The organism is Streptomyces sp. NPDC059743 (assembly GCF_042732975.1).
Lineage (GTDB): Bacteria > Actinomycetota > Actinomycetes > Streptomycetales > Streptomycetaceae > Streptomyces.
This window is the reverse complement of the sequence record NZ_JBHWGS010000001.1, coordinates 645,833-669,847: the sequence shown is the minus strand read 5'-3', so window position 1 is coordinate 669,847 and position 24,015 is coordinate 645,833. Positions and strand designations below refer to the sequence as shown.

Genomic DNA, 24,015 nt, shown 5'->3' with positions numbered 1-24,015 from the left:
CATGCCCGCACCCTTCCCCCGCCCCTAGCCTGCGAAGAAAGACCCCGAAACACCCCCAGGAGCCCCTCATGACCGCCATCCCGCAGGAGCGCCGCCTCGTCACCGCCATTCCCGGGCCGAAGTCGCAGGAGTTGCAGGCCCGCCGTACCGCCGCGGTCGCCGGCGGAGTGGGGTCCGTGCTGCCCGTCTTCGCCGCCCGCGCCGACGGTGGGATCGTCGAGGACGTGGACGGCAACCGGCTGATCGACTTCGGTTCCGGTATCGCCGTGACCTCCGTCGGCGCCAGCGCCGAGGCCGTCGTACGCCGTGCCTCCGCCCAGCTCGCGGACTTCACCCACACCTGTTTCATGGTCACGCCGTACGAGGGGTACGTCGAGGTCTGTGAACGGCTCGCCGAGCTGACTCCCGGCGACCACGCCAAGAAATCCGCCCTGTTCAACTCGGGCGCGGAGGCCGTCGAGAACGCCGTCAAGATCGCCCGTTCGTACACCAGGCGCCAGGCGGTCGTGGTCTTCGATCACGGCTACCACGGCCGTACGAACCTCACCATGGCGCTGACCTCGAAGAACATGCCGTACAAGAACGGCTTCGGACCGTTCGCGCCGGAGATCTACCGGGTGCCGGTCGCCTATGGCTACCGCTGGCCGACCGGCCCCGAGAACTGCGGTCCCGAGGCGTCCGCCCAGGCCGTCGACCAGATCAGCAAGCAGATCGGGGCCGACAACGTCGCCGCGATCGTCATCGAGCCGCTGCTCGGCGAGGGCGGTTTCATCGAGCCCGCCAAGGGCTTCCTCCCGGCTCTGGCGAAGTTCGCCAAGGACAACGGGATCGTGTTCGTGGCGGACGAGATCCAGTCCGGCTTCTGCCGTACCGGCCAGTGGTTCGCGTGTGAGGACGAGGGCGTCGTCCCGGATCTGATCACCACCGCCAAGGGCATCGCGGGCGGTCTGCCGCTCGCCGCCGTGACCGGCCGCGCCGAGATCATGGACGCCGCGCACGCGGGCGGCCTCGGCGGTACGTACGGCGGCAACCCCGTGGCCTGCGCCGCCGCGCTCGGCGCCATCGAGACGATGAAGGAGCTGGATCTCGTCTCGAAGGCACGGCACATCGAGTCCGTCATGAAGGGCCGGCTCTCCGCCCTGAGCGAGAAGTACGACACCATCGGCGACATCCGCGGCCGTGGCGCGATGATCGCGATCGAGCTGGTGAAGGACCGCGCCACCAAGGAGCCGGACCCGCAGGCGACCGCCGCGCTGGCCAAGGCCTGCCATCAGGCGGGGCTGGTGGTCCTGACCTGTGGCACTTACGGCAATGTGCTGCGCTTCCTGCCGCCTCTGGTGATCGGCGAGGATCTGCTGAACGAGGGCCTGGACATCGTCGAGCAGGCGTTCTCGGCCGTCTGACCGGCGCTCTCCGCCCTCCGGGATTGCCCGGTCGGGCATCCGAGGAGCCGTGCCGAAGCATCGGTGAGGGCCTGTGAAGAAGGTGTGCGAGGGCGATGGCGGGAGGCGTTTCCTGCTGTCGGTCCTCGCCGCCCTGCCGTACGGTTTCCGCAGATGAGAGAAACACCCCGCTCGCAGGGGACTGCGGGCGACACCGGAGCGGAGCATCCCCAGCCCCGCTTTGGTCGTGCCTTCGCGCACACCACTGGAGATTCAGGCTCTGGAACTCCTTGCCGATCGGACGGCCGCCCGCCCCAAACCCCCCGGGGCGTGCGGTACACCGATACGGACGGCCGCCCCGGAACTACCCCCCCTGTTCCGGGGCGGCCTCCTTTTCTCTCCCGAATCGCCCGGACCCCCAGAACTTCCAGGACCCTGGCCTTTGTGCTCTGCGCGGTCCTCTTCCCGCTTCTGACCTGGCAGGCCGCCGCGGGCGGACCGCTGCGCGACGCCGATGAACGGCTCGGCCGGGCGCTCGCCCGCCAAGGGCCCACACCTCTGACGGAATTTCTCGCGGACCTCGGCGGTATGCCGGTGGCGCTGCCCGTACTGGCCGTGGCGCTCGGATACGCCGTGTGGCGCGGGCAGCGCGCGCGGGCCCTGGCAGCCGCGCTCGCCATGGCCGCCGTGCCCGCGCTGGTCGTACCGCTCAAGATCTGGACCGACCGGCAGGGACCGCTCACCGACGCGACCGGCTACTACCCGTCCGGGCATACGGCGACGGCGATGGTGGCGTTCGGCGGCGCGGCGCTGCTCCTCGCTCCGTACACCCGGCGGAACTGGGCGATGCCCGTCGCTGTCCTGCTCACCCTGGCGACGGGCATCGGTCTCGTACTGCGTGGCTACCACTGGCCGCTGGACGTTCTCGGCAGCCTGGCGCTGTGCGGAATGCTGCTCCTGGTTCTGGGACGGGTGCTCCACGCACTCGGCGCGCCCGGAGCACCCGCGAGGCGGCCCCGGCTCAGCCGAAGTACGCGTCGAAGTTCCTGGAGAACTCCCACTGGTTGAAGCGGTCCCAGTTGATCGACCAGGTCATCAGTCCGCGCAGCGCGGGCCAGGTGCCATGGGTCTGGTAGGAACCGCAGTCGGTCTTCTTCGTCAGGCAGTTCAGCGCCTTGTTGACCTCGGCGGGCGAGGTGTGGCCGTTGCCCGCCTGCGTCGAGGCCGGCAGGCCGATGGCCACCTGCTCCGGGCGCAGCGCCGGGAAGACCTTCGAGGTGTCACCGGCCACCGGGAAGCCGGTGAGCAGCATGTCGGTCATGGCGATATGGAAGTCGGCGCCGCCCATGGAGTGGTACTGGTTGTCCAGTCCCATGATCGAGCCCGAGTTGTAGTCCTGGACATGGAGCAGGGTGAGATCGTCCCGCAGGGCGTGGATCACCGGGAGGTACGCGCCGGCGCGCGGGTCCTGGCCGCCCCAGGGACCGGATCCGTAGTACTGGTATCCGAGCTGTACGAAGAAGGTCTCGGGCGCCATCGTCAGAATGAAGTTCGCGCCGTACTTGGCCTTGAGCGTCTTGATCGCCGAGATCAGATTGACGATGACCGGAGTGGTGGGGTTGCGGAAGTCGGTGTCACCGGTGTTCAGCGAGAGCGAGTGGCCCTCGAAGTCGATGTCCAGCCCGTTCAGACCGTACTCGTCGATGATCCTGGAGACCGAGGAGACAAAGGTGTCACGGGCGGCGGTGGTGGCGAGCTGAACCTGGCCGTTGGCGCCGCCGATGGAGATCAGGACCTTCTTGCCGACCGCCTGCTTGGCCTTGATGGCGGCCTTGAACTCGGCCGCGGATTCGACGTTCGGGCATTCGGCGGCCGGGCAGAGGCTGAACCGTATGTCGCCGGAGGTGACCGAAGTGGGCTCACCGAAGGCGAGGTTGATGACATCCCACGAGTCGGGCACATCGGCCATCCGCGTATAGCCGGAGCCGTTGGCGAAGCTGGAGTGCAGATAGCCGACCAGGGCATGGGCGGGCAGTCCGCCGCCGTTTCCGCCGCCTCCGCCCGAGGCGGATGTGGTGGCGCTGACGGCCGGTGAGAGGGCCGACGCGCCGGCGGCGTTGGTCGCGGCGACCTGGAAGCTGTACGCCGTGGACGGGCTGAGCCCGGTGACGGTCGCCGAGGTGCCGCTGACATCGAGGGCCCTGGTGCCGCCCCGGTAGACGGTGTAGCCGGTGGCTCCGGTGACGGGCGACCAGGAGAGTGCCACGGAGGAGGAGGTGACCGTGCCCGCCCGCAGACCGGTGGGGACGGCCGGAGGCTGGGCGGGAGTGCCGCCGGGGCCCACCAGGGTGAGATCGTCGGCGTAGTACGTCGGCGTGCCGTACCAGCCGTGGGTGTAGACGGTCACCGAGCTGGTGGACGGCCCGGTGCGGAAGCTGGTGGTGAGCTGCTGCCAGCCCGGCGCGGACGCCGTCCAGGTCGAGACATCGGTCGTACCGGTCCCGGACGCGCCGAGGTAGACATAGCTGCCCTGGACCCAGGCGCTCAGTGTGTACGCGGAGTTCGGCTGGACCGCGACCGTCTGGGAGCACTTGGCGTTGTCGCTGCCCGCGGGAGTGCCCTTGAGCGCGCCGCTGCCGCCGTGCACGGGCGTGGAGACGACGGCGCCGCTGCCGGCCGTACAACTCCAGCCGCTGAGGCCGGACTCGAAGTTTCCGTTACGGGCGATGTCCGCGTCGGCGGCACTCGCCGTCTGTGCGGCGGCGACAAGGCCGCTCGCGGTGAGGACAGCTGCCGCGAGGGCGGCCACCAGTCTGGGGTACAGAGCCGGACGTCTGGTGCGTTCCACAACTGCCTCCGGGCATGGGGGGAATGGACGTGGCGGAGCGCGCACAGCATGGTCCAGACCAATTGTTTGGTCAAGACCTCTGACAGCACCGCGGCCCCGTCCGTTCACTCCCCGGCGTCCTCCGGGCCCTCGAAGTCCCCCCGGCCCTTGGTGTCTCCCCGGCTCTCGGAGTCTTCCCGGCCCTCGATGCCCCACCGGCTCACGTCGGCGTCCCACCTGCTCACGTCGTCGGCCGCGCCACCTGGCCTGCCCGCCATTCCCGCCGCCGCCTCGTGCATGGCCAGTTCGAGCAGCGACGGATCGGTGAGAGTGCCCGCGCCGTCCGGCGGGATCAGCCAGCGCATCCCGCCGCTCGCCCGCCCTGGGTACGGGACGACGATCCAGGTGCCGCGACCGGCGCCGCGTACACCCGTACCGAGCCAGCGCGCGGCCGTTCCCGGCGGTACGAAGAAGCCCATCCGCGAGTCGCCGAAGTCGGCGAGCACCGGTCCCGGCCGGTCCACGAGCCTGGTCAGCACATCGAGTGTCGGATAGCCGAGATCGCTGGGAAGGATCAGTACGTCCCAGCGCCGGCCGGCGGGCAGGAGTGCGATCCCGAGCGGATTGCGCTCCCACTCCCACCGGCAGGCCTCGGGATCCGGTGCCACCGATGCCAGCCACTCCACCGCGCCTTGTGCCCCCGAGCCAGTCATAAGCCCGGCCTCCCATCCGTATTGTTGGACAGTGTGTCCATAGGAGGCGAGACACGGATGGCGCCGGGGGATGACGCGGGTTCGGACGACTACTTGTCAGTGATCTGACTCACACGGAAGAAACCCCGGGCGTGTCCGCGGCCGGTGGCCTCCTTTCACCACCAGGACGTGGGATAGACCTCTCGCCGCAGACGGGAGGAGACCATCTGCACCAGGACGAGCAGCACCGCGCCGACGACCAGCAGAGGCACGAAGCGGCCGGCGGGCGGGTCGGTGAGCATGATCATCACGGCGGTCGCCATGGCCGGCGGATGGGCCGCCTTGACCACGAGCGCGAATCCGCAGGCTGCCCCACAGGCCACGGCGGCGGCCCACGGGCCGTGCCAGCCGAGGGCGAGAATCCCGAAGCTGACGAGGCAGGACAGCAGGTGGCCGCCGATGACATGGCGAGGCTGCGCGAGCGGCGACTCGGGAGTCGCGGTGATGATCGCCGTCGTGGCCGCGAGCGGCGGTATCAGCACCGTCTGATGTGTGAGCGTCCCGACGGCCACCAGGACAGCCAGCCCGAGCGATGTGGTGACAGCCGCCGACACGGCCTTCGCCGGGCGGACCGGGCGGGCCGGGACTTTTCTGCCGTCGCCGTCCCGGATGAACCTCATGAACACGACGCTCCTGCCCGGAGGGAAGGCGTCCAGCAGTACAGCGCCTCCAGGGCGCACGGAATCAGCACGGGAACTCCAGAACCGTCCCCGCTTCCTGGCCACGGCGGCTCGTCGTCCGTGAAGACGGGGATCACACCCGAGATCCTGGCGTCGCCTGCCGCCGCCCGTCCAAGTCGGCTTTTCGATTGCTTGATCGACGCCGTCGATCGATATGCGACGACCTAGCTGTCGAAGCCCAGTCCGAGCCTGTCCATCGTGCGCAGCCAGGCGTTGCGCCGGCCGCCACGGGCGTCCGCGCGCGCCAGCGACCACTTGGTGAGGCCGATCCCGGCCCAGGCGACCGGCTCGGGCGGGAACGGCAGCGGCTTGCTCCGTACCATCTCCAGCTCCGTACGCTCGGTGCGCTCGCCCGCCAGCAGATCGAGCATCACCTCACCGCCGAACCTGGTCGCGCCGACACCGAGACCGGTGTATCCGGCCGCGTACGCGACCTGACCGTCGTACGCCGTGCCGAAGAAGGCCGCGAAGCGCGAGCAGGTGTCGATCGCACCGCCCCAGGCATGGCTGAAGCGCAGACCGGCCAACTGCGGGAAGCACTCGAAGAAGTGGGTGGCGAGCTTGAGATAGGTCTCCGGACGGTGGTCGAGCTCGGCGCTGAGCCGCCCGCCGTACGGATAGACCGCGTCGTAGCCGCCCCAGAGGATCCGGTGGTCGGGAGTGATCCGGAAGTAGTGGAACTGATTGGCGCTGTCGCCGAGTCCCTGACGGTTCTTCCAGCCGATCGCGCTGAGCTGTTCGTCCGTCAGCGGCTCGGTCATCAGGGCGTAGTCGTAGACCGGGACGGTGTACGGACGGACGCGTCTGACCAGCGACGGGAAGACATTGGTGCCGAGCGCGACGCGCCGCGCGAAGACCCGGCCGTACGGCGTACGAACAGCCATCCCGGCCCCGGCCGCACCGCCCCCGGTGGCACCTACAGCCGCTCCCGCACGCCGTCTGACGCGCGCCAGCTCCAGCCCACGGGTGTTCTCGTAGATCCGTACGCCCAGGTCCAGACACGCCCGCTTGAGTCCCCAGGCGAGCTTCGCCGGATGCAGCATGGCGACTCCGCGCCGGTCCCACAGCCCGCCGAGAAACGTCGGCGAGTCGACCTCGGCCCGCATCGCGTCCCTGTCCAGCAGTTCCAGCCCGGTGAAGCCGAGCGCGGTCGCCTCCTCGTACAGCGCGCGCAGATCGTCGAGCTGGTACGGCTCGGTGGCCACATCGATCTCGCCGGTGCGCTCGAAGGCGCAGTCGATCCCGTGGCGGGCGACCGTCGCCTCGATGGCGTCGAGATTGCGCTCGCCCAGCTCCTCCAGTCTGTGCAGCTCGCCCGGCCAGCGGGCGAGTCCGTTGGCGAAGCCATGGGTGAGGGAGGCGGAGCAGAAGCCGCCGTTGCGGCCCGAGGCGGCCCAGCCCACCTCGTGGCCCTCGATCAGTACGACATCACGGCCGGGATCGCGCTCCTTGGCGAGCAGCGCGGTCCACAGTCCGCTGTAACCGCCGCCAATGACAAGAAGATCGCAGTGCTCGTCGCCGGTGAGGGCGGGCAGCGCTCCGGGCCTGCCGGGATCGTCCAGCCAGTACGGCACCGGCTGTGCGTCGGAGAGCGAGGTCAGGGCGGTACGGGTCAGGGCAGTACGCATGGCACCTGGGGCCATGTCTTCCAACTCCTTCGGAACCTGATCACGGGATGTCACACAGAGGTCACACGGCGGCGGTCTTCCTACGCCGGTTGCTGACGAGCTGGCCGGCGATCACCATCAGTACCGCGACGACGAACATCGCCGTGCCGATGACATTGATCTGCACGGGCGTGCCGCGCTGTGCCGAGCCCCAGACGAACATGGGGAAGGTCACGGTCGAGCCGGCGTTGAAGTTGGTGATGATGAAGTCGTCGAAGGAGAGCGCGAAGGCGAGCAGCGCGCCCGCCGCGATCCCGGGCGCGGCTATCGGCAGGGTGACACGTACGAAGGTCTGCACGGGCCCGGCGTAGAGATCGCGCGCCGCCTCCTCCAGCCGTGGATCCATGGACATGACCCGTGCCTTGACGGCCGTCACCACAAAGCTGAGACAGAACATGATGTGGGCGATGAGGACGGTCCAGAAGCCGAGCTGCGCGCCGAGGTTGAGGAAGAGCGTCAGCAGCGAGGCGGCCATCACGACCTCGGGCATCGCCATCGGCAGAAAGATCAGCGAGTTGATCGAGCCGCGCGCCCGGAACCGGTAGCGCACCAGCGCGAAGGCGATCATCGTGCCGAGCACGGTGGCACCGAGCGTCGCCCAGGCAGCGATCTGGAGCGAGAGAGTCAGCGAGCCGCACAGATCGGCGACACCGCAGGGATCCTTCCAGGCGTCCAGGGAGAAGCGCTGCCAGGAGTAGTTGAAGCGCCCGTTCGGCTTGTTGAAGGAGAAGACCATCACCACAAGGTTGGGGACGATCATGTAGCCGAGCGTCAGCAGGCCCGCGAGGACCACCAGATTGCGCCGGATCCAGCGCGTCATATCCGTCAGAACGCCCATCAGACCAGGTCCTCCGTCCCTGCTCGGCGGATATAGACGGTGACCATCAGCAGGACGACCGCCATAAGGATGAAGGAGAGCGCGGCGGCCGTCGGATAGTCGAGCACGCGCAGGAACTGTGTCTGGATGACGCTGCCGACCATCTTGGTGTCGGTGGAGCCGAGCAGTTCGGCGTTGACATAGTCGCCGCTCGCCGGGATGAAGGTGAGGAGCGTGCCGGAGACGACTCCGGGCATGGAGAGCGGGAAGGTCACCTTGCGGAAGGTGGTGAACGGTCTGGCATAGAGATCGCCCGCCGCCTCGTGGAGCCGGCCGTCGATACGCTCCAGCGAGGTGTAGAGCGGCAGGATCATAAACGGCAGGAAGTTGTACGTCAGACCGCAGACGACCGCCATGGGCGTGGCCAGTACGCGGTTGCCCTCGGTCCAGCCGAGCCAGCTCGTCACATCGAGCACATGCAGGGTGTCCAGCAGACCGACGACGGTGCCGCCGTCCGCGAGGATCGTCTTCCAGGCGAGCGTACGGATCAGAAAGCTGGTGAAGAACGGCGCGATGACCAGGACCAGCAGCAGATTGCGCCAGCGGCCCGCCTTGAAGGCGATGAGATAGGCGAGCGGATAGCCGAGCAGCAGACACAGGACCGTGGCGGTGCCCGCGTACAGCAGGGAGCGCACGAATTGCGGGTAGTACTCCTGGAGCGCGTCCCAGTAGGTCTGGAAGTGCCAGGTGACCTCGAAGCCCTGCTCCAGGGAGCCGGTCTGTACGGAGGTCGAGGCCTGGTAGACCATCGGCAGCGCGAAGAAGACCAGCAGCCAGAGGATGCCGGGCAGCAGCAGCCAGTACGGTACGAGCCGCTTGCGCGTGGAGGTCTTGCGCAGCGGCGGACCGGAGCCGTCGGTGGGCGGGACGGGCGGTGTGGGCGCGGCGGGCGGGGCCTGCGTGGTGGTCACGAGGCCTCCTCGGCCACGGTCTCGATGCCCGCGTCGATGTCCATGGCGGCGTCGAGACCGAAGCTGTGCGCCGGGTTCCAGTGCAGTACGACCTCGGCGCCGGGGCCGAGTCGGCCGTCCCGTTCGATGTTCTGCGCGTAGACCTCGAATTCGGGACAGACCGGGCTGTCGATCACATACTGCGTGGAGACACCGATGAAGCTGGAGTCGGCGATGCGCCCGGTGATCCGGTTACGGCCGTCGGGCACGGTCCCGGCGTCGTCCGCGTGGGCCAGGGAGATCTTCTCGGGCCGTACGCCGACGAGCAGCCGGCCACCGCTCGTGGTCGGCGCGGAGCAGCGGTCCGCGGGCAGCCGCAGCTTGGCGCCGCCCGCCGTGACCACCACATCGCCGCCGCTGATCTCGGCGACCTCGGCCTCGATGAGATTGGAGGTGCCGAGGAAGTTGGCGACGAAGGTGGTGTCCGGGTTCTCGTAGAGATCGGCCGGGCTGCCGAGCTGCTCGACCTGGCCCGCGTTCATCACCGCGACCGTGTCGGCCATGGTCATGGCCTCCTCCTGGTCGTGGGTGACATGGATGAAGGTGATACCGACCTCGGTCTGGATGCGCTTGAGTTCGAGCTGCATCTGCCGGCGCAGCTTGAGGTCGAGGGCGCCGAGCGGCTCGTCGAGCAGCAGGACCCGCGGGTGGTTGATCAGCGCGCGGGCGACGGCGACCCGCTGCTGCTGACCGCCGGAGAGCTGGTGCGGCTTGCGCTTGGCGTAGTCGCCGAGCTGGACCAGATCGAGCATCTCGCCGACCTGCTTGCGTACGGACTTGATCCCGCGGCGGCGCAGTCCGAAGGCGACGTTCTCGTAGATGTCGAGGTGCGGGAAGAGCGCGTAGCTCTGGAAGACGGTGTTGACCGGGCGCTTGTAGGGCGGCAGTTCTGTGACATCCGTGTCCCCGAGGAAGACCGTGCCGGTGGTCGGTTCCTCCAGACCGGCGATCATCCGCAGCGTGGTGGTCTTGCCGCAGCCCGACGCGCCGAGGAGGGCGAAGAAGGAGCCCTCGGGCACGGTCAGGTCGAGCGGCTTGACGGCGTGGAAGGAGCCGTATGTCTTGCTGATCCCGGTGAGGCGGACGTCGCCGCCGCCCCGGCTGGTGGATGCGGTCTCTGTCATGGGTAACGGTCCCGGGGATGAGAGGTGGACGGGCGGGCGGCCGACGCGGAGCTGAGCGCCGATGGGCCGACAGGGGCCTAGGCGCCGATGAGCTTGGCGAACTTCTCCTCGTACGCCGTCTCTTCCTTGCTGCTCAGCGAGCGGAAGGCGTGCGAGGAGGCGGCCATCGCCGCGTCCGGGAGGATCAGCGTGTTGTCGGCCATCGACTTGTCGATCTTGGTGAGTTCGGCGCGTACTCCGTCGACCGGGCAGACGTAGTTGATGTACGCGGCGAGCTGGGCGGCGATCGGCGGCTGGTAGTAGTGGTCGATGAGCCGCTCGGCGTTGGTCTTGTGCCGTGCTTTGGCCGGGACCAGCAAATTGTCGCTGGAGATGATGTAACCGGTCTCCGGGATCGCGAACTTGACGTCCGGATTGTCGCTCTGGAGCTGGACGATGTCGCCCGCCCAGGCGACACACGCGGCGATATCGCCCTTGTCGAGGTCCGCGGTGTAGTCGTTGCCGGTGAAGCGGCGGATCTGCTTCTTGTCGACGGCCTTCTGGAGCCGGGCGATCGCCGCGTCGAAATCGTCGTCGGTGAAGCTCCCAGGGTCCTTGCCGAGGTCCAGCAGAGTCATCCCGACGGTGTCGCGCATCTCGGAGAGAAAGGCGACCCGGCCCTTGAGCTGCGGGTCGTCCAGGAGCTGGGAGACCGAGTCGATCTTCCGTCCGCCGGTCGCCTTGGAGTTGTAGGCGATGACGGTGGGGATTCCGGTCCACGGATAGCTGTAGGCGCGGCCCGGATCCCAGTCGGGCGAGCGGAACTGCTGGGAGAGATTGGCGTACGCGTGCGGCAGGTTCGACGGATCGAGCTTCTGCGCCCAGCCGAGCCGGATGATCCGGGCGGCCAGCCAGTCGGTGACGCATATGAGGTCACGGCCGGTGTCCTGGCCGGCCGCGAGCTGCGGCCGGATCTTGCCGAAGAACTCGACGTTGTCGTTGATGTCCGCGGTGTACTTGACCGTGATCCCGGTGCGTTCGGTGAACGCGTCCAGCGTGGGGTAGTGCTTCTCGTCCTCACTGACGTCCATGTACTCGGTCCAGTTGGAGAAGACGATCCGCTTCTCCGTCGCCGAGTGGTCGGTGGACGCCGGGCCGTCGCCCTCGCGCTTCGCGGGCGGGATCCCGCAGCCGCTCAGACCGGCGAGCCCGCCGATCGCGAGCGTGCCGGCGCCGGTGGCGCGCAACATCGAGCGGCGGGTCAGGGCGCCCCGGCCACTGGTCATGCTGCGCCGCACGGCGGCCAGTTGGGCCGCGGAGAGACGGTCGGGCTCGTACTGCTCCATGCGCTGTGCCCTTTCGGGTGGGTGAGAAGACCGGCGGCCGGCCGATCCAGGTCCTAACAGCGGTCGCCGAAGATCGTGCGGTGCCAGTCCTTCCTGGCCACCGCGGTGTTGTCGTACATCACATGCTTGACCTGGGTGTACTCCTCGAAGGAGTACACGGACATGTCCTTGCCGAACCCGCTGGCCTTGTAGCCGCCGTGGGGCATCTCGCTGATGATCGGGATGTGGTCGTTGACCCAGACACAGCCGGCCTTGATCTCCCGGGTCGCGCGGCCGGTGCGGTAGACGTCACGGCTCCAGGCGGAGGCGGCGAGGCCGTACGGAGTGTCGTTGGCGAGGCGGATGCCCTCGTCGTCGGTGTCGAACGGCAGGACGACAAGGACCGGTCCGAAGATCTCGGACTGGACGATCTCGCTGTTCTGGGCGGCGTCCACGATGAGCGTGGGCCGGTAGTACGCGCCCTCCTTGAGCTCGCCTCCGGGCGCCTCGCCGCCGGTGACGACACGCGCGTGGCCACGGGCCCGGTCGACGTAGCCGGCGACGCGGTCCCGGTGGCTGTGCGAGATCAACGGGCCGAGGTCGGTGTCCGGGTCCAGCGGATCGCCCATGCGTACGGTCTCCATCAGCGCGGCGACTCCGGCGACAAAAGCGTCGTACAGCGGACGCTGGACATAGGCACGGGTGGCGGCCGTGCAGTCCTGGCCGGCGTTGATGAGCGATCCGGCGACCGCGCCGTGGACCGCCGCCTCCAGGTCCGCGTCGTCGAAGACGAGGAAGGGCGCCTTGCCGCCGAGTTCCAGATGCAGCCGCTTGACCGTGGCGGTGGCGATCTCGGCGACGCGGCGGCCGACAGCGGTGGAGCCGGTGAAGGAGGTCATCACGACATCGCGGTGGCCGACGAGATGCTCGCCGGCGTCCGGGCCCGCACCGGAGACGACATTGATCACACCGTCGGGAAGTCCGGCCCGCTGGGCGGCCTGCGCGAACATCAGCGAGGTGAACGGAGTGATCTCGGCGGGCTTCAGCACGATGGTGTTGCCCGCCGCGACGGCCGGGAGGATCTTCCAGGCGGCCATCTGGAGCGGATAGTTCCAGGGTGCGATGGAGCCGATGACGCCGATCGGCTCGCGGCGTACATAGGAGGTGTGGTCGCCGCTGTACTCACCGGCGGAGACACCTTCGAGACGGCGGGCCGCGCCCGCGAAGAAGACGGTGTTGTCGACGGTGCCCGGGACGTCGAACTCGGTGGACAGTCTGATCGGCTTGCCGCACTGGAGCGTCTCGGCGTGCGCGAAGTCCGCGGCCTGTTCCGCGAGGACCTCGGCGAAGCGGTGGAGGGCGTCGGAGCGCGCGCCCGGCGTGGCGCCCGCCCAGCCGGGGAAGGCGGCGAGCGCGGCGGCGACGGCGGCGTCGACATCGGCCGCGCCCGCCAGCTCGTAGGTGTAGATCTCTTCGCCCGTCGCCGGGTTCACCACGGCATGCGTACGTCCCGACGTGCCGGGCCGCAGCCGCCCGCCGATGAACTGCGCACCGCCCGCGAAGCGGTCCCGCACCTGGAAGCGGTTGGTCATGACGCTCTCCATTGGCCCAGTTGTAGCTCCGGCTTCAATTGAGTGCCGATCCTGACAGAGCACATGCTGCTCAACAAGGGATTCCGTTGTTGCCTTTTGGTTACGCGACGGAATCGGTCGACCATGTGTCGCATCGGCATGCTCGGAGGCATACGGAGTGTCAGTGGTGGCTGCCAGACTCGCGTGCATGACCAATCACCGGGGGAGCGTGGTCCGTACGGCGGCCGAGCTGGCCGAGCGGACGGAGCGCGGCGAGACGATCAAATATCTGCACTTCTGGGGGCATACTCCACGGCGGGACGGCACGCTGGGCGCGAGCTGTCTCAGCCAGTGGTGGCCCTCGCCCTTCACGGTCGACGGCGTGGAGTACGCGACGGCGGAGCACTGGATGATGGCGGGCAAGGCCCGGCTCTTCGGTGACGAGGAGGCCGAGCGCGCGGCCGTCGGCGCGGCGAATCCGGCGCTCGCCAAGAAGGCGGGCCGGCTGGTGCGCGATTTCGACCAGGCCGTCTGGGAGCGCGAGCGCTTCGGCATCGTGGTGGCCGGCAGCGTCCACAAGTTCGGGCAGGATGCCGGGCTGCGCGCGTTTCTGCTGGGCACGGGCGAGCGAATACTCGTGGAGGCCAGCCCGATGGACCGGATCTGGGGCATCGGACTGGCCTCGGACGATGAGCGCGCCCAGGATCCCGGGCGCTGGCGCGGGCTGAATCTGCTGGGCTTCGCGCTGATGGAGGCGCGCGAGCGGCTCCGGTCGATATGAGCGACCCGGGCCGGACCCGGCCGTGATCAGCGGCTGGTGTCGACCACGAGTGAGGTGGCGAACGGATCGGTGTTCGTGGTGTCGAAGTTCTCGTCGTTGGCGATTGCCCAGATCAGGAAGCCGAGGAACGCGGCACTGATCAGCGCGCCGATCGAGCCGAGGATGATGCCCGCGAGCGCCATTCCGCCATTGGTCGCCTCGCCGCGCTGGGCCTTGCGGCGGCCGATGATCCCGAAGATCAGCGCGAGCACTCCGACGATGATCCCGACGCCCCAGAAGCAGAAGGTGACGACGGCGATGATGCCCAGCACCATCGACGTGATACCCATGCCGTTCGCCGGGCTGGGCTGCCAGCCGACGTTGCCGTAGCCCGGGTATCCGGGGGCCGGATAGCCATAGCCCGGCGTGGCTCCGTACGGCGGCGCCGACTGCTGGGCGCCCGGCGTCGGCTGCGGCGGAATGCCCGGGTAGCCGTACGGGCCCGGGGCCGGCTGGGCCGGTCCGCCCGGGGCGGTCGGCGGCGGCGGTACGGCACCGGGCTCGCCGCCCGGTATCCCGACGACCGTCGGCTGCTCGTGCACGGTCCCGCCCTGCGGCCCGTGCGGCTCCTGGTGCGCCGCCGGATTGTCCAGCGGCGCCTTGTGCTCCGGTGGAGCCCAGGGATCGCTCGGCTCGTAGCCGCCGGACGGCCGCTCGCTCTTGTCAGACATGGGCCTCCCCCATCGTGATTCCGTCATGCTACGGCCTCCGCTCCACGCGGAACCGGCCCGGCCTACGATGATCCCTGACCCGAGCCGCCCAGGGCAGGGCCCAGGGCGGGGGCGGGCGACCCCCGCCCCGGAGAACGCCGTACCAGCCTCACCACAGGCATCCGCCTCACCATCCGGAGGATCCCGATGACCGATCTGCGCCCCTTCATCGCGGGGCTGCCCAAGGCCGAGCTGCATGTCCATCATGTCGGCTCCGCCTCGCCCCGTATCGTGGCCGAACTGGCAGCCCGGCACCCGGACTCCAAGGTGCCCGCCGATCCCGAGGCGCTCGTCGAGTACTTCACGTTCACCGACTTCGCACACTTCATCGACGTCTATCTCTCCGTCGTGGATCTGATCCGTACGCCCGAGGACGTCCGGCTGCTGACCTTCGAGGTAGCCCGTGACATGGCCCGGCAGAACATCCGCTACGCCGAGCTGACCATCACGCCGTTCAGCTCGACCAGCCGCGGCATCCCCGAGGTGGCCTTCATGGAGGCCATCGAGGACGCCAGAAAGGCCGCCGAGAGCGAGCTGGACGTCGTACTGCGCTGGTGCTTCGACATCCCGGGCGAGGCCGGACTCGCAGCAGCCGAGGAGACCGCCCGGCTCGCGGTCGATCTGCGTCCCGAAGGCCTGATCGCCTTCGGCCTCGGCGGTCCCGAGATCGGCGTGCCCAGGCCCCAGTTCAAGCCGTACTTCGACCGCGCCATCGACGCCGGGCTCCACTCCGTACCGCACGCCGGTGAGACGACCGGGCCCGGCACGGTCTGGGACGCGCTGCGCGAGCTGCGCGCGGAGCGCATCGGCCATGGCACCAGCGCCGTCCAGGACCCGGAGCTGCTCGCCCATCTCGCCGAGCACCGCATCCCGCTGGAGGTGTGTCCCACCTCCAACATCGCCACCCGCGCGGTCGCCGATCTCGACGAGCACCCGATCAAGGCGATGGTCGAGGCCGGTGTGCTGGTGACGGTCAACAGCGACGATCCACCGATGTTCGGCACGGACCTCAACCAGGAGTACGGCGTCGCGGCCCGGCTGCTCGGGCTGGACGAGCGCGGGCTCGCCGATCTCGCGAAGAACGGGGTCGAGGCGTCCTTCCTCGACGCACCGGGCAAGGAGCGGCTCGCCACGGAGATCGACACGTACACCGCCAAGTGGCTCGCGCGGTAAGGACGATGACCGGCGACGGCGAGGCAGCCGCGCGTACCGTAATCGCCGTGGGCCACCGCGGCGATCCCTACCGGATCCGCGAGAACACCGTCCCGTCGATACGCTCCGCGCTGACGCGAGGAGCCCACGCCGTCGAGATCGATGTACGGCTGACCAGGGACGGAGTGCCCGTCCTGCTGCACGACTCCTCGCCGAAGCGGCTCTGGGGCCATGACCGGTCCCTCGCGGAGCTGACACACCGGGAGCTGGACGAGCTGACCGGCGGCGAAGTGCCGAGCCTGCGGGAGGCGCTCACGGCGGTGGACGGAGCCCGGCTCATGATCGATCTCCCGGGCGCCACGGAGAAGTCGGTGCGGACGGTCGTGGGTACGGTGCGTGAGTGCGGAGCCGCCGAGCGTGTTTACTACTGCGCGGGCGCGGGCGCGATGCTCGCCGTCCGGGCCGCCGACGCGAGCGCCGAGATCGCGATGACATGGACGACGCTCGCACCGCCACGGCCCGCGCTGCTCGCGGCGGTCCGGCCGCGCTGGCTCAACTACCGCTTCGGACTGATCAGCCGGGAGCTGACCGACCGCAACCACCGCGACGGACTGCTGGTCTCGGCCTGGACCGCCGACACGCGGCGCAGTATGCGGAGGCTGATCGCCCGCGGCGCCGACTCGATCACCACCAATCGCGTCGACGTCCTGGCCGCTCTCCTGACCGGCCCGCCCGCGCCCCACAGCCTGTAAGGCACCACCGTACGAGCGGGCCGTACGCGCCAGGACGTACGAAGCGGGCGGTGGACAGACGGTCCACCACCCGCTCCTGGGCCGGTCGTCAGGCGTCGAGCGACGTCATCACATGCTTGATGCGCGTGTAGTCGTCAAAGCCGTAGGCCGAGAGGTCCTTGCCGTAGCCGGACTTCTTGAACCCGCCGTGCGGCATCTCCGCCACCAGCGGGATATGGGTGTTGATCCATACACACCCGAAGTCCAGGGCCTTCGACATCCGCATCGCACGCGCGTGGTCCTTCGTCCACACCGAGGAGGCGAGCGCGTACTCGATGCCGTTCGCGTACTCCAGCGCCTGCGCCTCGTCCGTGAAGGACTGGACGGTGATGACCGGGCCGAAGACCTCGTTCTGGATGATCTCGTCGTCCTGCTTGAGCCCGGAGACGACGGTCGGCGCGTAGAAGTAGCCCTTGTCACCGACCTGATGGCCGCCGGCCTGGACCTTGGCGTGCGCGGGCAGGCGCTCGATGAAGCCGGAGACCTGCTTGAGCTGGTTCGCGTTGTTGAGCGGCCCGTACAGCACGTCCTCGTCGTCCGCGGCACCGGTCTTGGTTTCGGCCGCGGCCTTGGCCAGCGCCGCGACGAACTCGTCGTGGATGGACTCGTGGACGAGGACCCGGGTGGCGGCCGTACAGTCCTGGCCCGCGTTGAAGTAGCCCGCCACCGCGATGTCCTCGACGGACTTGGCGATATCCACATCCTCGAACACCACCACCGGAGCCTTGCCGCCCAGCTCCAGATGGACCCGCTTGACATCCTTGGCCGCCGACTCGGCGACCTGCATCCCGGCCCGTACGGAACCGGTGATGGACGCCATCGCCGGGACCGGGTGCTCGACCATCGCCCGGCCGCTGTCGCGGTCGCCGCAGATGACGTTGAAGACGCCCTTGGGCGCGATCGCGCCGATGATCTCCGCCATCAGCAGGGTGGAGACCGGAGTGGTGTCCGACGGCTTGAGCACCACGGTGTTGCCCGCGGCGAGGGCCGGCGCGAACTTCCACACGGCCATCATCATCGGGTAGTTCCAGGGCGCGACCTGGGCGCAGACACCGACCGGCTCACGGCGGACGATCGAGGTGAAGCCCTCCATGTACTCGCCGGCCGAGCGGCCTTCGAGCATCCGGGCCGCGCCCGCGAAGAAGCGGATCTGGTCCACCATCGGCGGGATCTCTTCGGTACGCGTCAGCTCCAGCGGCTTGCCGGTGTTCTCGGACTCGGCGGCGATCAGCTCCTCGGCGCGCTCCTCGATGGCGTCCGCGATCTTGAGCAGTACCTTCTGGCGCTCCGCCGGAGTGGTGTCGCGCCAGCCGGGGAAGGCAGCCGCGGCGGCCTCCATGGCGGCGTCGACATCGGCCGGTCCCGAGAGCGGGGAGGTCGCGTACGCCTCGCCCGTGGCCGGGTTGACCACCTCGATGGTCCGTCCGTCGGCGGCGTCCCGGAACTCCCCGTTGATGTAGTTGCGCAGCCGGCGCAGCTCGGTGGTCACTGCCACCCCTCCTCCTGGTCGCTCATGCTCGGATGTCCGATGGGTGAGACACCCCAACCCTAGTCCTTCGGCCGACGCTTTCGACAGGCCGACCCCCCGGGAACTTCGGATTCGGTGAGATAACAGCCCTTGAACAACGAATATCATCGATGGAGGGTTGCGGGACGGACGAGTCGCAGTGCACAGTGAGGCGCGTGGCCAGTCGTAGCGCAGACTCCAGAACAGACTCCGGGCCCGGTTCCAGGGCCGGGAACGGATCGTCGTCGTCGATCGACGCCGTCTCCCTCGCCATCATCGAACAGCTCCAGGAGGACGGACGGCGCCCTTACGCGGCGATCGGCAAGGCCGTCGGTCTCTCCGAGGCGGCCGTGCGCCAGCGCGTCCAGAAGCTGCTCGACCAGGGCGTGATGCAGATCGTCGCCGTGACCGATCCGCTCACCGTGGGCTTCCGGCGGCAGGCGATGGTCGGGATCAATGTCGAGGGCGACATGGAGACGGTCGCGGACGCCCTGACGGCCATGGACGAGTGCGAGTACGTGGTGATGACCGCGGGCTCGTTCGATCTGATGGTGGAGATCGTCTGCGAGGACGACGACCACCTGCTGGAAGTGATCAACAGAAGGATCCGCGCGCTCCCCGGCGTGCGCTCCACCGAGAGTTTCGTCTATCTGAAGCTGAAGAAGCAGACCTATATGTGGGGAACCCGATAGCCGTGAGCAAGGACCTCTCCAAGACCGCGTACGACCACCTGTGGATGCACTTCACCCGCATGTCGTCCTACGAGAACGCACCCGTGCCCACCATCGTGCGTGGCGAGGGCACCTACATCTACGACGACAAGGGCAAGCGCTATCTCGACGGTCTGTCCGGGCTGTTCGTGGTGAACGCCGGCCACGGCCGCCACGAGCTGGCCGAGACCGCCTACAAGCAGGGCCAGGAGCTGGCGTTCTTCCCGGTGTGGTCCTACGCCCACCCGAAGGCGGTCGAGCTGGCCGAACGGCTCGCCCACTACGCGCCCGGCGATCTCAACAAGGTCTTCTTCACCACCGGTGGCGGCGAGGCGGTCGAGACCGCCTGGAAGCTCGCCAAGCAGTACTTCAAGCTGACCGGCAAGCCGACCAAGTACAAGGTGATCTCACGCGCCGTCGCCTATCACGGCACACCGCAGGGCGCCCTGTCCATCACCGGTCTGCCGGCCTTGAAGGCGCCGTTCGAGCCGCTCGTCCCGGGTGCGCACAAGGTCCCGAACACCAATATCTACCGCGCGCCGATCTACGGCGACGATCCCGAGGCCTTCGGCCGCTGGGCCGCCGACCAGATCGAGCAGGAGATTCTCTTCGAGGGCCCGGAGACGGTCGCGGCGGTCTTCCTGGAGCCGGTGCAGAACGCGGGCGGCTGTTTCCCGCCGCCGCCCGGCTACTTCCGGCGCGTCCGTGAGATCTGCGACCAGTACGACGTGCTGCTCGTCTCCGACGAGGTCATCTGCGCCTTCGGCCGGCTCGGCACGATGTTCGCGTGCGACAAGTTCGACTACGTACCGGACATGATCACCTGCGCCAAGGGCATGACGTCGGGCTACTCGCCGATCGGCGCCTGCATCGTCTCCGACCGGCTCGCCGAGCCGTTCTACCAGGGCGACAACATCTTCCTGCACGGCTACACCTTCGGCGGCCATCCGGTCTCCGCCGCGGTCGGTCTCGCCAACCTCGACATCTTCGAGCGCGAGGGCCTCAACCAGCATGTCCTCGACAACGAGGGCGCGTTCTTCGACACCCTGAAGAAGCTGCACGATCTGCCGATCGTCGGCGATGTGCGCGGCAACGGCTTCTTCTACGGCATCGAGCTGGTCAAGGACAAGGCCACCAAGGAGACGTTCACGGACGAGGAGACCGAGCGCGTGCTGTACGGCTTCCTCTCCAAGGAGCTGTACGAGAACGGGCTGTACTGCCGCGCCGACGACCGTGGCGATCCGGTCGTCCAGCTCGCGCCGCCGCTGATCTCCGATCAGTCGACCTTCGACGAGATCGAGGGCATCCTGCGGTCGGTGCTGACGGAGGCCTGGACCAAGCTGTGACGGCGGGCCGGACTCCGCCGGGCGCGCCTACCATGCTCCGGCGGTCCGGTGGACCGGGCCGCGACTGACCGGACCACCCGCATGACGGCCCGGGTGCCGCCTTTCGAGTGAGAAGGGCGGCACCCGGGCCGTGTGCTGTCCGCACACTCCGTTCCGAATACCTAGCGTGCCCTGTGACCGATCGTCGCCGCCTTCGTTCACCCGGACGGCGGAGGTAAGTCCGATCAGAACCGAGGTGTACGCCATGGTGGCCCCGCCTGACAACGACGTGCTCTGGGCGCGTTCCCTGACCTACTCCCACAATGGATCGCCCGCGCTCGACGGTGTCTCGCTCGGCGTGCGCGAGGGCGAGATCCTCGCCGTGTACGGCCCGCGCGGCAGCGGAAAAACGACTCTTCTGCGCTGTCTGTCGGGTCAGCTCGTCCCGCAGGAGGGCGAGGTCTGGTTCAACGACTCGCCCGTCCACACCATGAGCGCGGTGCTGCGCGAGCGGCTCCGCAGGGACCGCTTCAGCTGGATCGATCCCGAGCCCGCACTGGTGCCCGAGCTGAGCGCGTGGGAGAACGCGGCGCTGCCGCTGCTGCTGCGCGGCTCCACGCACCGCGCCGCCAAGACCGCCGCAATGGAGTGGCTGGACCGCCTCGACATCGGTGACTGCGCCAGGAAGCGTCCGTACGCCCTGCTCCAGGCCCAGCGGCAGCGGATCGCGGTCGCCCGCGCCCTGGTCACCACGCCCGCGGTGCTCTTCGCCGACGAGCCGACGGCGCCGCTGCACCGTACGGACCGGGCCCAGGTGATCCGTACGCTGACCACCGCGGCCCGTTCGCACAACATCACCGTCGTCCTGGCCACTCTGGACGAGGAGGTCGCGGCGCTCGCGGACCGTACGGTCCCACTGGTGGACGGCCGCCGCGTCAGCTCCCTCGGGCCCTCCGAAGCGGAAGGTCAGGCCGCGTGCTCGCTCTCCGTCTAGGCCGTGGCGCCCATCCCCTGGCCCTGCTGCGCCGGCTGCTGGTCGTGGCGGCGTCCGCCGGTGTCGGTTTTCTGCTGCTGTGCACCCTGGGCTGGGCGATGAACCATCCCGTCGGCTCCCTGCCACGGCTGCTCTGGTGTCTGATCCCGCTGGCGGCGACGGTGCAGTTCGCGGTCGCGGTGGCCCGTACCGATCCGGGCACCCGGCCACGTACCGGACTGTCGGCCGTAGGTCTCGGCCCGGCCCGGCTGACCACGCTGGCCGCCACCTCGACCGCCGTCTCCTGCACCGTGGGGAGCGCGGTGGCGCTGCTCTTCTTCATGTATCTCCGTCGCGATCTGACCGGGACGCTCTTCGCCGGCCAGGCGGCGGACCTCCTCGCCAGGAACCAGCCGCTCCCGCTGGCCGCGGTGCTGACGCTGCTGGCGCTGGTGCCGACGTTCGCGACGGCGGCGACCGGGCTGGTGATGCGGCAGCACACCCGTAGGACCGCACGTCCTCCGGAGAGTACGGATCCGGCGCCCGCGCCGACCGGACTGCCGTGGGGAGTCGCTCTCACCACGGCGGGCCTGGCGATCGAGACCTATGCGAGCCGAGGCGGCAGCGGCAACGGATCCACTCCGCCGTTGCCGGGCCGCTTCGACGGCAGTTCGGCCGGTGTGCTGGCGGGCTGGTCGCTGACAGCCGTCGGGCTGGCCCTGGCCGGTCCCGGCATCACGTATCTCTGCGGCCGGCTGCTCCAGACCATGCGTCCCGGTGCGATCCGGCTGCTGGCGGGCCGCACGCTGATGGCCGAGGCCCGTGGGATCGGCCGTCCGCTGGGCGTCGTGTGCGCGGTGCTCTCGGGCGTGTTCGCCGCCAACTCCCTCTACGGACCACGTGACGAGCCTCCCTTCGGCCCGCTCACCAGCCTCGGCGCGGCCCTGGTCATCGGCTGTACGGCGGCCACACTGCTGACGGCCGCGGTGGAGACGCGCCAGGCCCGGCTGCCCACCACCACGACGCTGCACCATCTGGGCGCCCACGCCGGGCTGCTGCGTACGGCGGCGGCGGTACGGGCGACCGCGATCCTGGCGATCTTCGCGCCGCTGACCTGGATGGTGGCGGCCCTGGCGGCGGTCCCGCTGACGACATAGGCCAGGAGTCCGCCCTCTGTTCGGGAGTGGGCGGGACTGTGGGCCGGGAATGTGCGGGGCCAGGGATGTACGGGGCCGGGAATGTGCGGGGCCGGGGATCAACTCCTCGGCCCCGCAGCCGTTTTCACTCCGCGTCGTCGCATGCTCGGGCCGATCGGGCGTACAGCGTCACCTGTGCTCCTCGGACCTGCTCCCGCGAGCACGCGTGAAAGTACGTACGGAGCACCGCGCGTTTCACCGCTTCCTGTGCCACGGCGTCCTCCGGCTCGCCCTGCGGATCGCTCAGCACCACGATGCGCGGTGTGGACAGCATCCGTGCGCGGATACGCGCGGCAGACATCTCCTCGCCCTGGAGAGAACCGGACGCGGCCGGGCTCTCTTCGAGGGCCAGATCGTCCAGGGAGTCGAAGGGACCGGTGGAGGAGAGCTTCCACTCACGGCGTCGCGCGGGTGTGAATATCAGCCCGTCACCATCGGCGGAGACTTCTTCGACCGCCTTCCCTATGGCCGTCAGATCGTCCTTACGGCTCTCGGGCGTCCGCAACTGCGAGCTGACAGGGACAAGAACGAGCGCGAGTACGGCGATCAGCCCGGCCACGGCGGCGACACGGGCGGTGGGACGGTGGGTGCTTTCGGCGCCGGTCCACCGATTCGACCTCAACAGCCGGTCCAGCGTGGTGCCGAGCAGCAGCGCGATGCCCAGATTGGTGAAGAGCACATACCGGTCGACGTACATGGACGCGTAGAGGGAGCCGAGCAGCAGAACGGCGGTCGGGAGCACGGCAAGAGGAAGCCCGACGCGCAGCACGGCGGTATTTCCCGTGTCCGTGCCCGTGTCCGTGCGCGTGTCCCTGCTCCTGCCCGTGCCTCCGCCCGTACCCCTGCCCCTGCCCAGATATCCGGCGCAGGCCAGGGAGACAAGCGCCCAGCCCGCGATCTCCCACCACTCCCACGCCTTGGGCCAGCCGATCCAGGAGACCTGGTCGGACTGCCCCATGCTGAAGAGGATCAGCGGAAGCGATCCCACGAACGCGAGGCCGGCGGCGATGCGCCAGGCCCGTACGTTCCTCGGCGCGGGACGGATCACAGCGACCGAGACACCGTGCGCGAGCAGTGCGAGTACGGCGAACTCATGCAGCCAGATCGCGGTCAGGCTCACCAGCGAGTAGAGCGCCCAGTGCGTGCCGGACGGTCTGCCGAGCGACCGGACCAGAAGGTAGGTGGAACACGCGACGAGCGCACACACCATCGCATAGGAGCGCCCTTCCTGCGCGTACATCTGGATGTCCGGAACAAAAGCGAAGACCACTCCGCTGAGCACTCCCGCCCGTACTCCGGCCAGCCGGTGGGCGATGAGCCCGACAAAGGCCGCCGCCAGCGCTATGGCGAGTACGGAGGGCATCCGTAGCGTGAGCAGACCGCCGTCCCAGATCCCGTACAGAGCGTGCATGAAGAAGTAGTAGAGCCCGTGTACGGCGTCGGCGTGATGCAGCAGCCGCCAGATCTCGGAAAAACTCCTGTGCGCCACCTGATAGGTCACGGACTCGTCGCGCCACATGGTGCCGTCGCGCGTGATGCCCCATATGCCAAGGGCGAAGGCGGCTGCCGCGGGTATCAGCCCGGCGGCCGGCCGGTCGCGTCCGGGATGCCCGGATATCCGCGAGGGCGATTCGCCGTCGGGGCTCTCTGCTGCCGTGGTCTCGGCCACGGCCGTCTCCTGCAGTTCGATGCCTGAC

20 protein-coding genes and 1 pseudogene are annotated in these 24,015 nt (G+C 68.9%); 9 read left to right on the top strand and 12 right to left on the bottom strand.

Features of this window, described 5'->3' with window-relative positions:
- The first annotated feature begins 68 nt into the window (after positions 1 to 68).
- Both gabT and ACFV6H_RS03055 read left to right on the top strand, forming a co-directional pair.
- The gene (gene gabT / locus ACFV6H_RS03060; RefSeq protein WP_385537828.1) at positions 69 to 1,403 is read left to right on the top strand and encodes a 4-aminobutyrate--2-oxoglutarate transaminase; all 1,335 of its coding nucleotides are present in this window, start codon (positions 69 to 71) and stop codon (positions 1,401 to 1,403) included.
- A gap of 153 nt (positions 1,404 to 1,556) precedes the next feature.
- The gene (locus ACFV6H_RS03055) at positions 1,557 to 2,450 is read left to right on the top strand and encodes a phosphatase PAP2 family protein (RefSeq protein WP_385537825.1); all 894 of its coding nucleotides are present in this window, start codon (positions 1,557 to 1,559) and stop codon (positions 2,448 to 2,450) included.
- Here the strand turns inward: ACFV6H_RS03055 and ACFV6H_RS03050 are convergent.
- The 9 genes and pseudogenes from ACFV6H_RS03050 to ACFV6H_RS03010 form a co-directional block, all read right to left on the bottom strand.
- Complete coding sequence (locus ACFV6H_RS03050) at positions 2,404 to 4,230, bottom strand: chitinase (protein WP_385537822.1); 1,827 nt, start codon at positions 4,228 to 4,230, stop codon at positions 2,404 to 2,406. The genes ACFV6H_RS03055 and ACFV6H_RS03050 overlap by 47 nt on opposite strands.
- 236 nt (positions 4,231 to 4,466) lie before the next feature.
- Positions 4,467 to 4,922 (bottom strand): annotated as a pseudogene (locus ACFV6H_RS03045) (hypothetical protein); the annotation flags it as partial.
- A gap of 155 nt (positions 4,923 to 5,077) precedes the next feature.
- Positions 5,078 to 5,581 (bottom strand): HPP family protein, encoded by a 504-nt coding sequence (locus ACFV6H_RS03040; protein WP_385537819.1) that lies wholly within the window; start codon positions 5,579 to 5,581, stop codon positions 5,078 to 5,080.
- A 224-nt stretch (positions 5,582 to 5,805) separates the two neighbouring features.
- The gene (locus ACFV6H_RS03035; RefSeq protein WP_385537816.1) at positions 5,806 to 7,284 is read right to left on the bottom strand and encodes an NAD(P)/FAD-dependent oxidoreductase; all 1,479 of its coding nucleotides are present in this window, start codon (positions 7,282 to 7,284) and stop codon (positions 5,806 to 5,808) included.
- 46 nt (positions 7,285 to 7,330) lie between these two features.
- Complete coding sequence (locus tag ACFV6H_RS03030) at positions 7,331 to 8,146, bottom strand: ABC transporter permease (protein ID WP_384791111.1); 816 nt, start codon at positions 8,144 to 8,146, stop codon at positions 7,331 to 7,333.
- Positions 8,146 to 9,096: an ABC transporter permease gene (locus ACFV6H_RS03025; protein WP_385537811.1), complete on the bottom strand. Its 951-nt coding sequence runs from the start codon at positions 9,094 to 9,096 to the stop codon at positions 8,146 to 8,148. The genes ACFV6H_RS03030 and ACFV6H_RS03025 overlap by 1 nt, the downstream gene beginning before the upstream one ends.
- On the bottom strand, positions 9,093 to 10,259 hold the full coding sequence (locus ACFV6H_RS03020; RefSeq protein WP_384791117.1) for an ABC transporter ATP-binding protein: 1,167 nt from the start codon (positions 10,257 to 10,259) through the stop codon (positions 9,093 to 9,095). Before ACFV6H_RS03020 ends, ACFV6H_RS03025 begins: the two co-directional genes overlap by 4 nt.
- Positions 10,260 to 10,336: 77 nt before the next feature.
- Positions 10,337 to 11,584: a PotD/PotF family extracellular solute-binding protein gene (locus tag ACFV6H_RS03015; RefSeq protein WP_385537807.1), complete on the bottom strand. Its 1,248-nt coding sequence runs from the start codon at positions 11,582 to 11,584 to the stop codon at positions 10,337 to 10,339.
- 53 nt (positions 11,585 to 11,637) lie between these two features.
- A complete protein-coding gene (locus tag ACFV6H_RS03010; RefSeq protein ID WP_385537804.1) occupies positions 11,638 to 13,155 on the bottom strand; it encodes a gamma-aminobutyraldehyde dehydrogenase in 1,518 nt (505 codons plus the stop codon).
- A 187-nt stretch (positions 13,156 to 13,342) separates the two neighbouring features.
- Here ACFV6H_RS03010 and ACFV6H_RS03005 point away from each other — a divergent pair, with 187 nt between their 5' ends.
- Complete coding sequence (locus tag ACFV6H_RS03005) at positions 13,343 to 13,915, top strand: NADAR family protein (RefSeq protein WP_385537801.1); 573 nt, start codon at positions 13,343 to 13,345, stop codon at positions 13,913 to 13,915.
- Between the two features lie 26 nt (positions 13,916 to 13,941).
- Here the strand turns inward: ACFV6H_RS03005 and ACFV6H_RS03000 are convergent, their stop codons facing one another.
- Positions 13,942 to 14,625 carry a DUF4190 domain-containing protein gene (locus ACFV6H_RS03000; RefSeq protein ID WP_385537798.1) on the bottom strand — a complete coding sequence of 228 codons (684 nt, stop codon included), beginning with the start codon at positions 14,623 to 14,625 and terminating at the stop codon, positions 13,942 to 13,944.
- A gap of 186 nt (positions 14,626 to 14,811) precedes the next feature.
- Here ACFV6H_RS03000 and ACFV6H_RS02995 point away from each other — a divergent pair, with 186 nt between their 5' ends.
- Both ACFV6H_RS02995 and ACFV6H_RS02990 read left to right on the top strand, forming a co-directional pair.
- Complete coding sequence (locus ACFV6H_RS02995) at positions 14,812 to 15,837, top strand: adenosine deaminase (protein ID WP_385537795.1); 1,026 nt, start codon at positions 14,812 to 14,814, stop codon at positions 15,835 to 15,837.
- 5 nt (positions 15,838 to 15,842) lie between these two features.
- Positions 15,843 to 16,568, top strand: a complete 726-nt coding sequence (locus ACFV6H_RS02990) for a glycerophosphodiester phosphodiesterase (protein WP_385537793.1) — start codon at positions 15,843 to 15,845, stop codon at positions 16,566 to 16,568.
- An 88-nt stretch (positions 16,569 to 16,656) separates the two neighbouring features.
- Here the strand turns inward: ACFV6H_RS02990 and ACFV6H_RS02985 are convergent, their stop codons facing one another.
- Positions 16,657 to 18,096: a gamma-aminobutyraldehyde dehydrogenase gene (locus ACFV6H_RS02985; RefSeq protein ID WP_384985217.1), complete on the bottom strand. Its 1,440-nt coding sequence runs from the start codon at positions 18,094 to 18,096 to the stop codon at positions 16,657 to 16,659.
- 194 nt (positions 18,097 to 18,290) lie between these two features.
- Here ACFV6H_RS02985 and ACFV6H_RS02980 point away from each other — a divergent pair, with 194 nt between their 5' ends.
- The 4 genes from ACFV6H_RS02980 to ACFV6H_RS02965 all read left to right on the top strand — a co-directional run bounded on the left by ACFV6H_RS02980 (position 18,291) and on the right by ACFV6H_RS02965 (position 22,279).
- Positions 18,291 to 18,806 carry an Lrp/AsnC family transcriptional regulator gene (locus ACFV6H_RS02980; protein WP_093602253.1) on the top strand — a complete coding sequence of 172 codons (516 nt, stop codon included), beginning with the start codon at positions 18,291 to 18,293 and terminating at the stop codon, positions 18,804 to 18,806.
- Entirely contained in the window at positions 18,791 to 20,170 is a 1,380-nt protein-coding gene (locus ACFV6H_RS02975) for an aspartate aminotransferase family protein (RefSeq protein WP_384985074.1), read from the top strand. The genes ACFV6H_RS02980 and ACFV6H_RS02975 overlap by 16 nt, the downstream gene beginning before the upstream one ends.
- A 244-nt stretch (positions 20,171 to 20,414) precedes the next feature.
- The gene (locus ACFV6H_RS02970; protein ID WP_093602257.1) at positions 20,415 to 21,143 is read left to right on the top strand and encodes an ABC transporter ATP-binding protein; all 729 of its coding nucleotides are present in this window, start codon (positions 20,415 to 20,417) and stop codon (positions 21,141 to 21,143) included.
- On the top strand, positions 21,125 to 22,279 hold the full coding sequence (locus ACFV6H_RS02965) for a hypothetical protein (RefSeq protein ID WP_384985068.1): 1,155 nt from the start codon (positions 21,125 to 21,127) through the stop codon (positions 22,277 to 22,279). Before ACFV6H_RS02970 ends, ACFV6H_RS02965 begins: the two co-directional genes overlap by 19 nt.
- Positions 22,280 to 22,403: 124 nt before the next feature.
- Here ACFV6H_RS02965 and ACFV6H_RS02960 read toward each other — a convergent pair whose 3' ends face one another.
- A complete protein-coding gene (locus ACFV6H_RS02960; RefSeq protein ID WP_385537787.1) occupies positions 22,404 to 23,987 on the bottom strand; it encodes a hypothetical protein in 1,584 nt (527 codons plus the stop codon).
- Positions 23,988 to 24,015: the final 28 nt, after the last annotated feature.

Coding starts and splice junctions, on each gene's coding strand:
- ACFV6H_RS03005 (WP_385537801.1), top strand. CDS start 13,343: ATGACCAATCACCGGGGGAGCGTGGTCCGTACGGCGGCCGAGCTGGCC.
- gabT (WP_385537828.1), top strand. CDS start 69: ATGACCGCCATCCCGCAGGAGCGCCGCCTCGTCACCGCCATTCCCGGG.
- ACFV6H_RS03030 (WP_384791111.1), bottom strand. CDS start 8,146: ATGGGCGTTCTGACGGATATGACGCGCTGGATCCGGCGCAATCTGGTG.
- ACFV6H_RS03000 (WP_385537798.1), bottom strand. CDS start 14,625: ATGTCTGACAAGAGCGAGCGGCCGTCCGGCGGCTACGAGCCGAGCGAT.
- ACFV6H_RS03015 (WP_385537807.1), bottom strand. CDS start 11,584: ATGGAGCAGTACGAGCCCGACCGTCTCTCCGCGGCCCAACTGGCCGCC.
- ACFV6H_RS03055 (WP_385537825.1), top strand. CDS start 1,557: ATGAGAGAAACACCCCGCTCGCAGGGGACTGCGGGCGACACCGGAGCG.
- ACFV6H_RS02970 (WP_093602257.1), top strand. CDS start 20,415: ATGGTGGCCCCGCCTGACAACGACGTGCTCTGGGCGCGTTCCCTGACC.
- ACFV6H_RS03035 (WP_385537816.1), bottom strand. CDS start 7,284: ATGGCCCCAGGTGCCATGCGTACTGCCCTGACCCGTACCGCCCTGACC.
- ACFV6H_RS03020 (WP_384791117.1), bottom strand. CDS start 10,259: ATGACAGAGACCGCATCCACCAGCCGGGGCGGCGGCGACGTCCGCCTC.
- ACFV6H_RS02990 (WP_385537793.1), top strand. CDS start 15,843: ATGACCGGCGACGGCGAGGCAGCCGCGCGTACCGTAATCGCCGTGGGC.
- ACFV6H_RS03010 (WP_385537804.1), bottom strand. CDS start 13,155: ATGACCAACCGCTTCCAGGTGCGGGACCGCTTCGCGGGCGGTGCGCAG.
- ACFV6H_RS02995 (WP_385537795.1), top strand. CDS start 14,812: ATGACCGATCTGCGCCCCTTCATCGCGGGGCTGCCCAAGGCCGAGCTG.
- ACFV6H_RS03040 (WP_385537819.1), bottom strand. CDS start 5,581: ATGAGGTTCATCCGGGACGGCGACGGCAGAAAAGTCCCGGCCCGCCCG.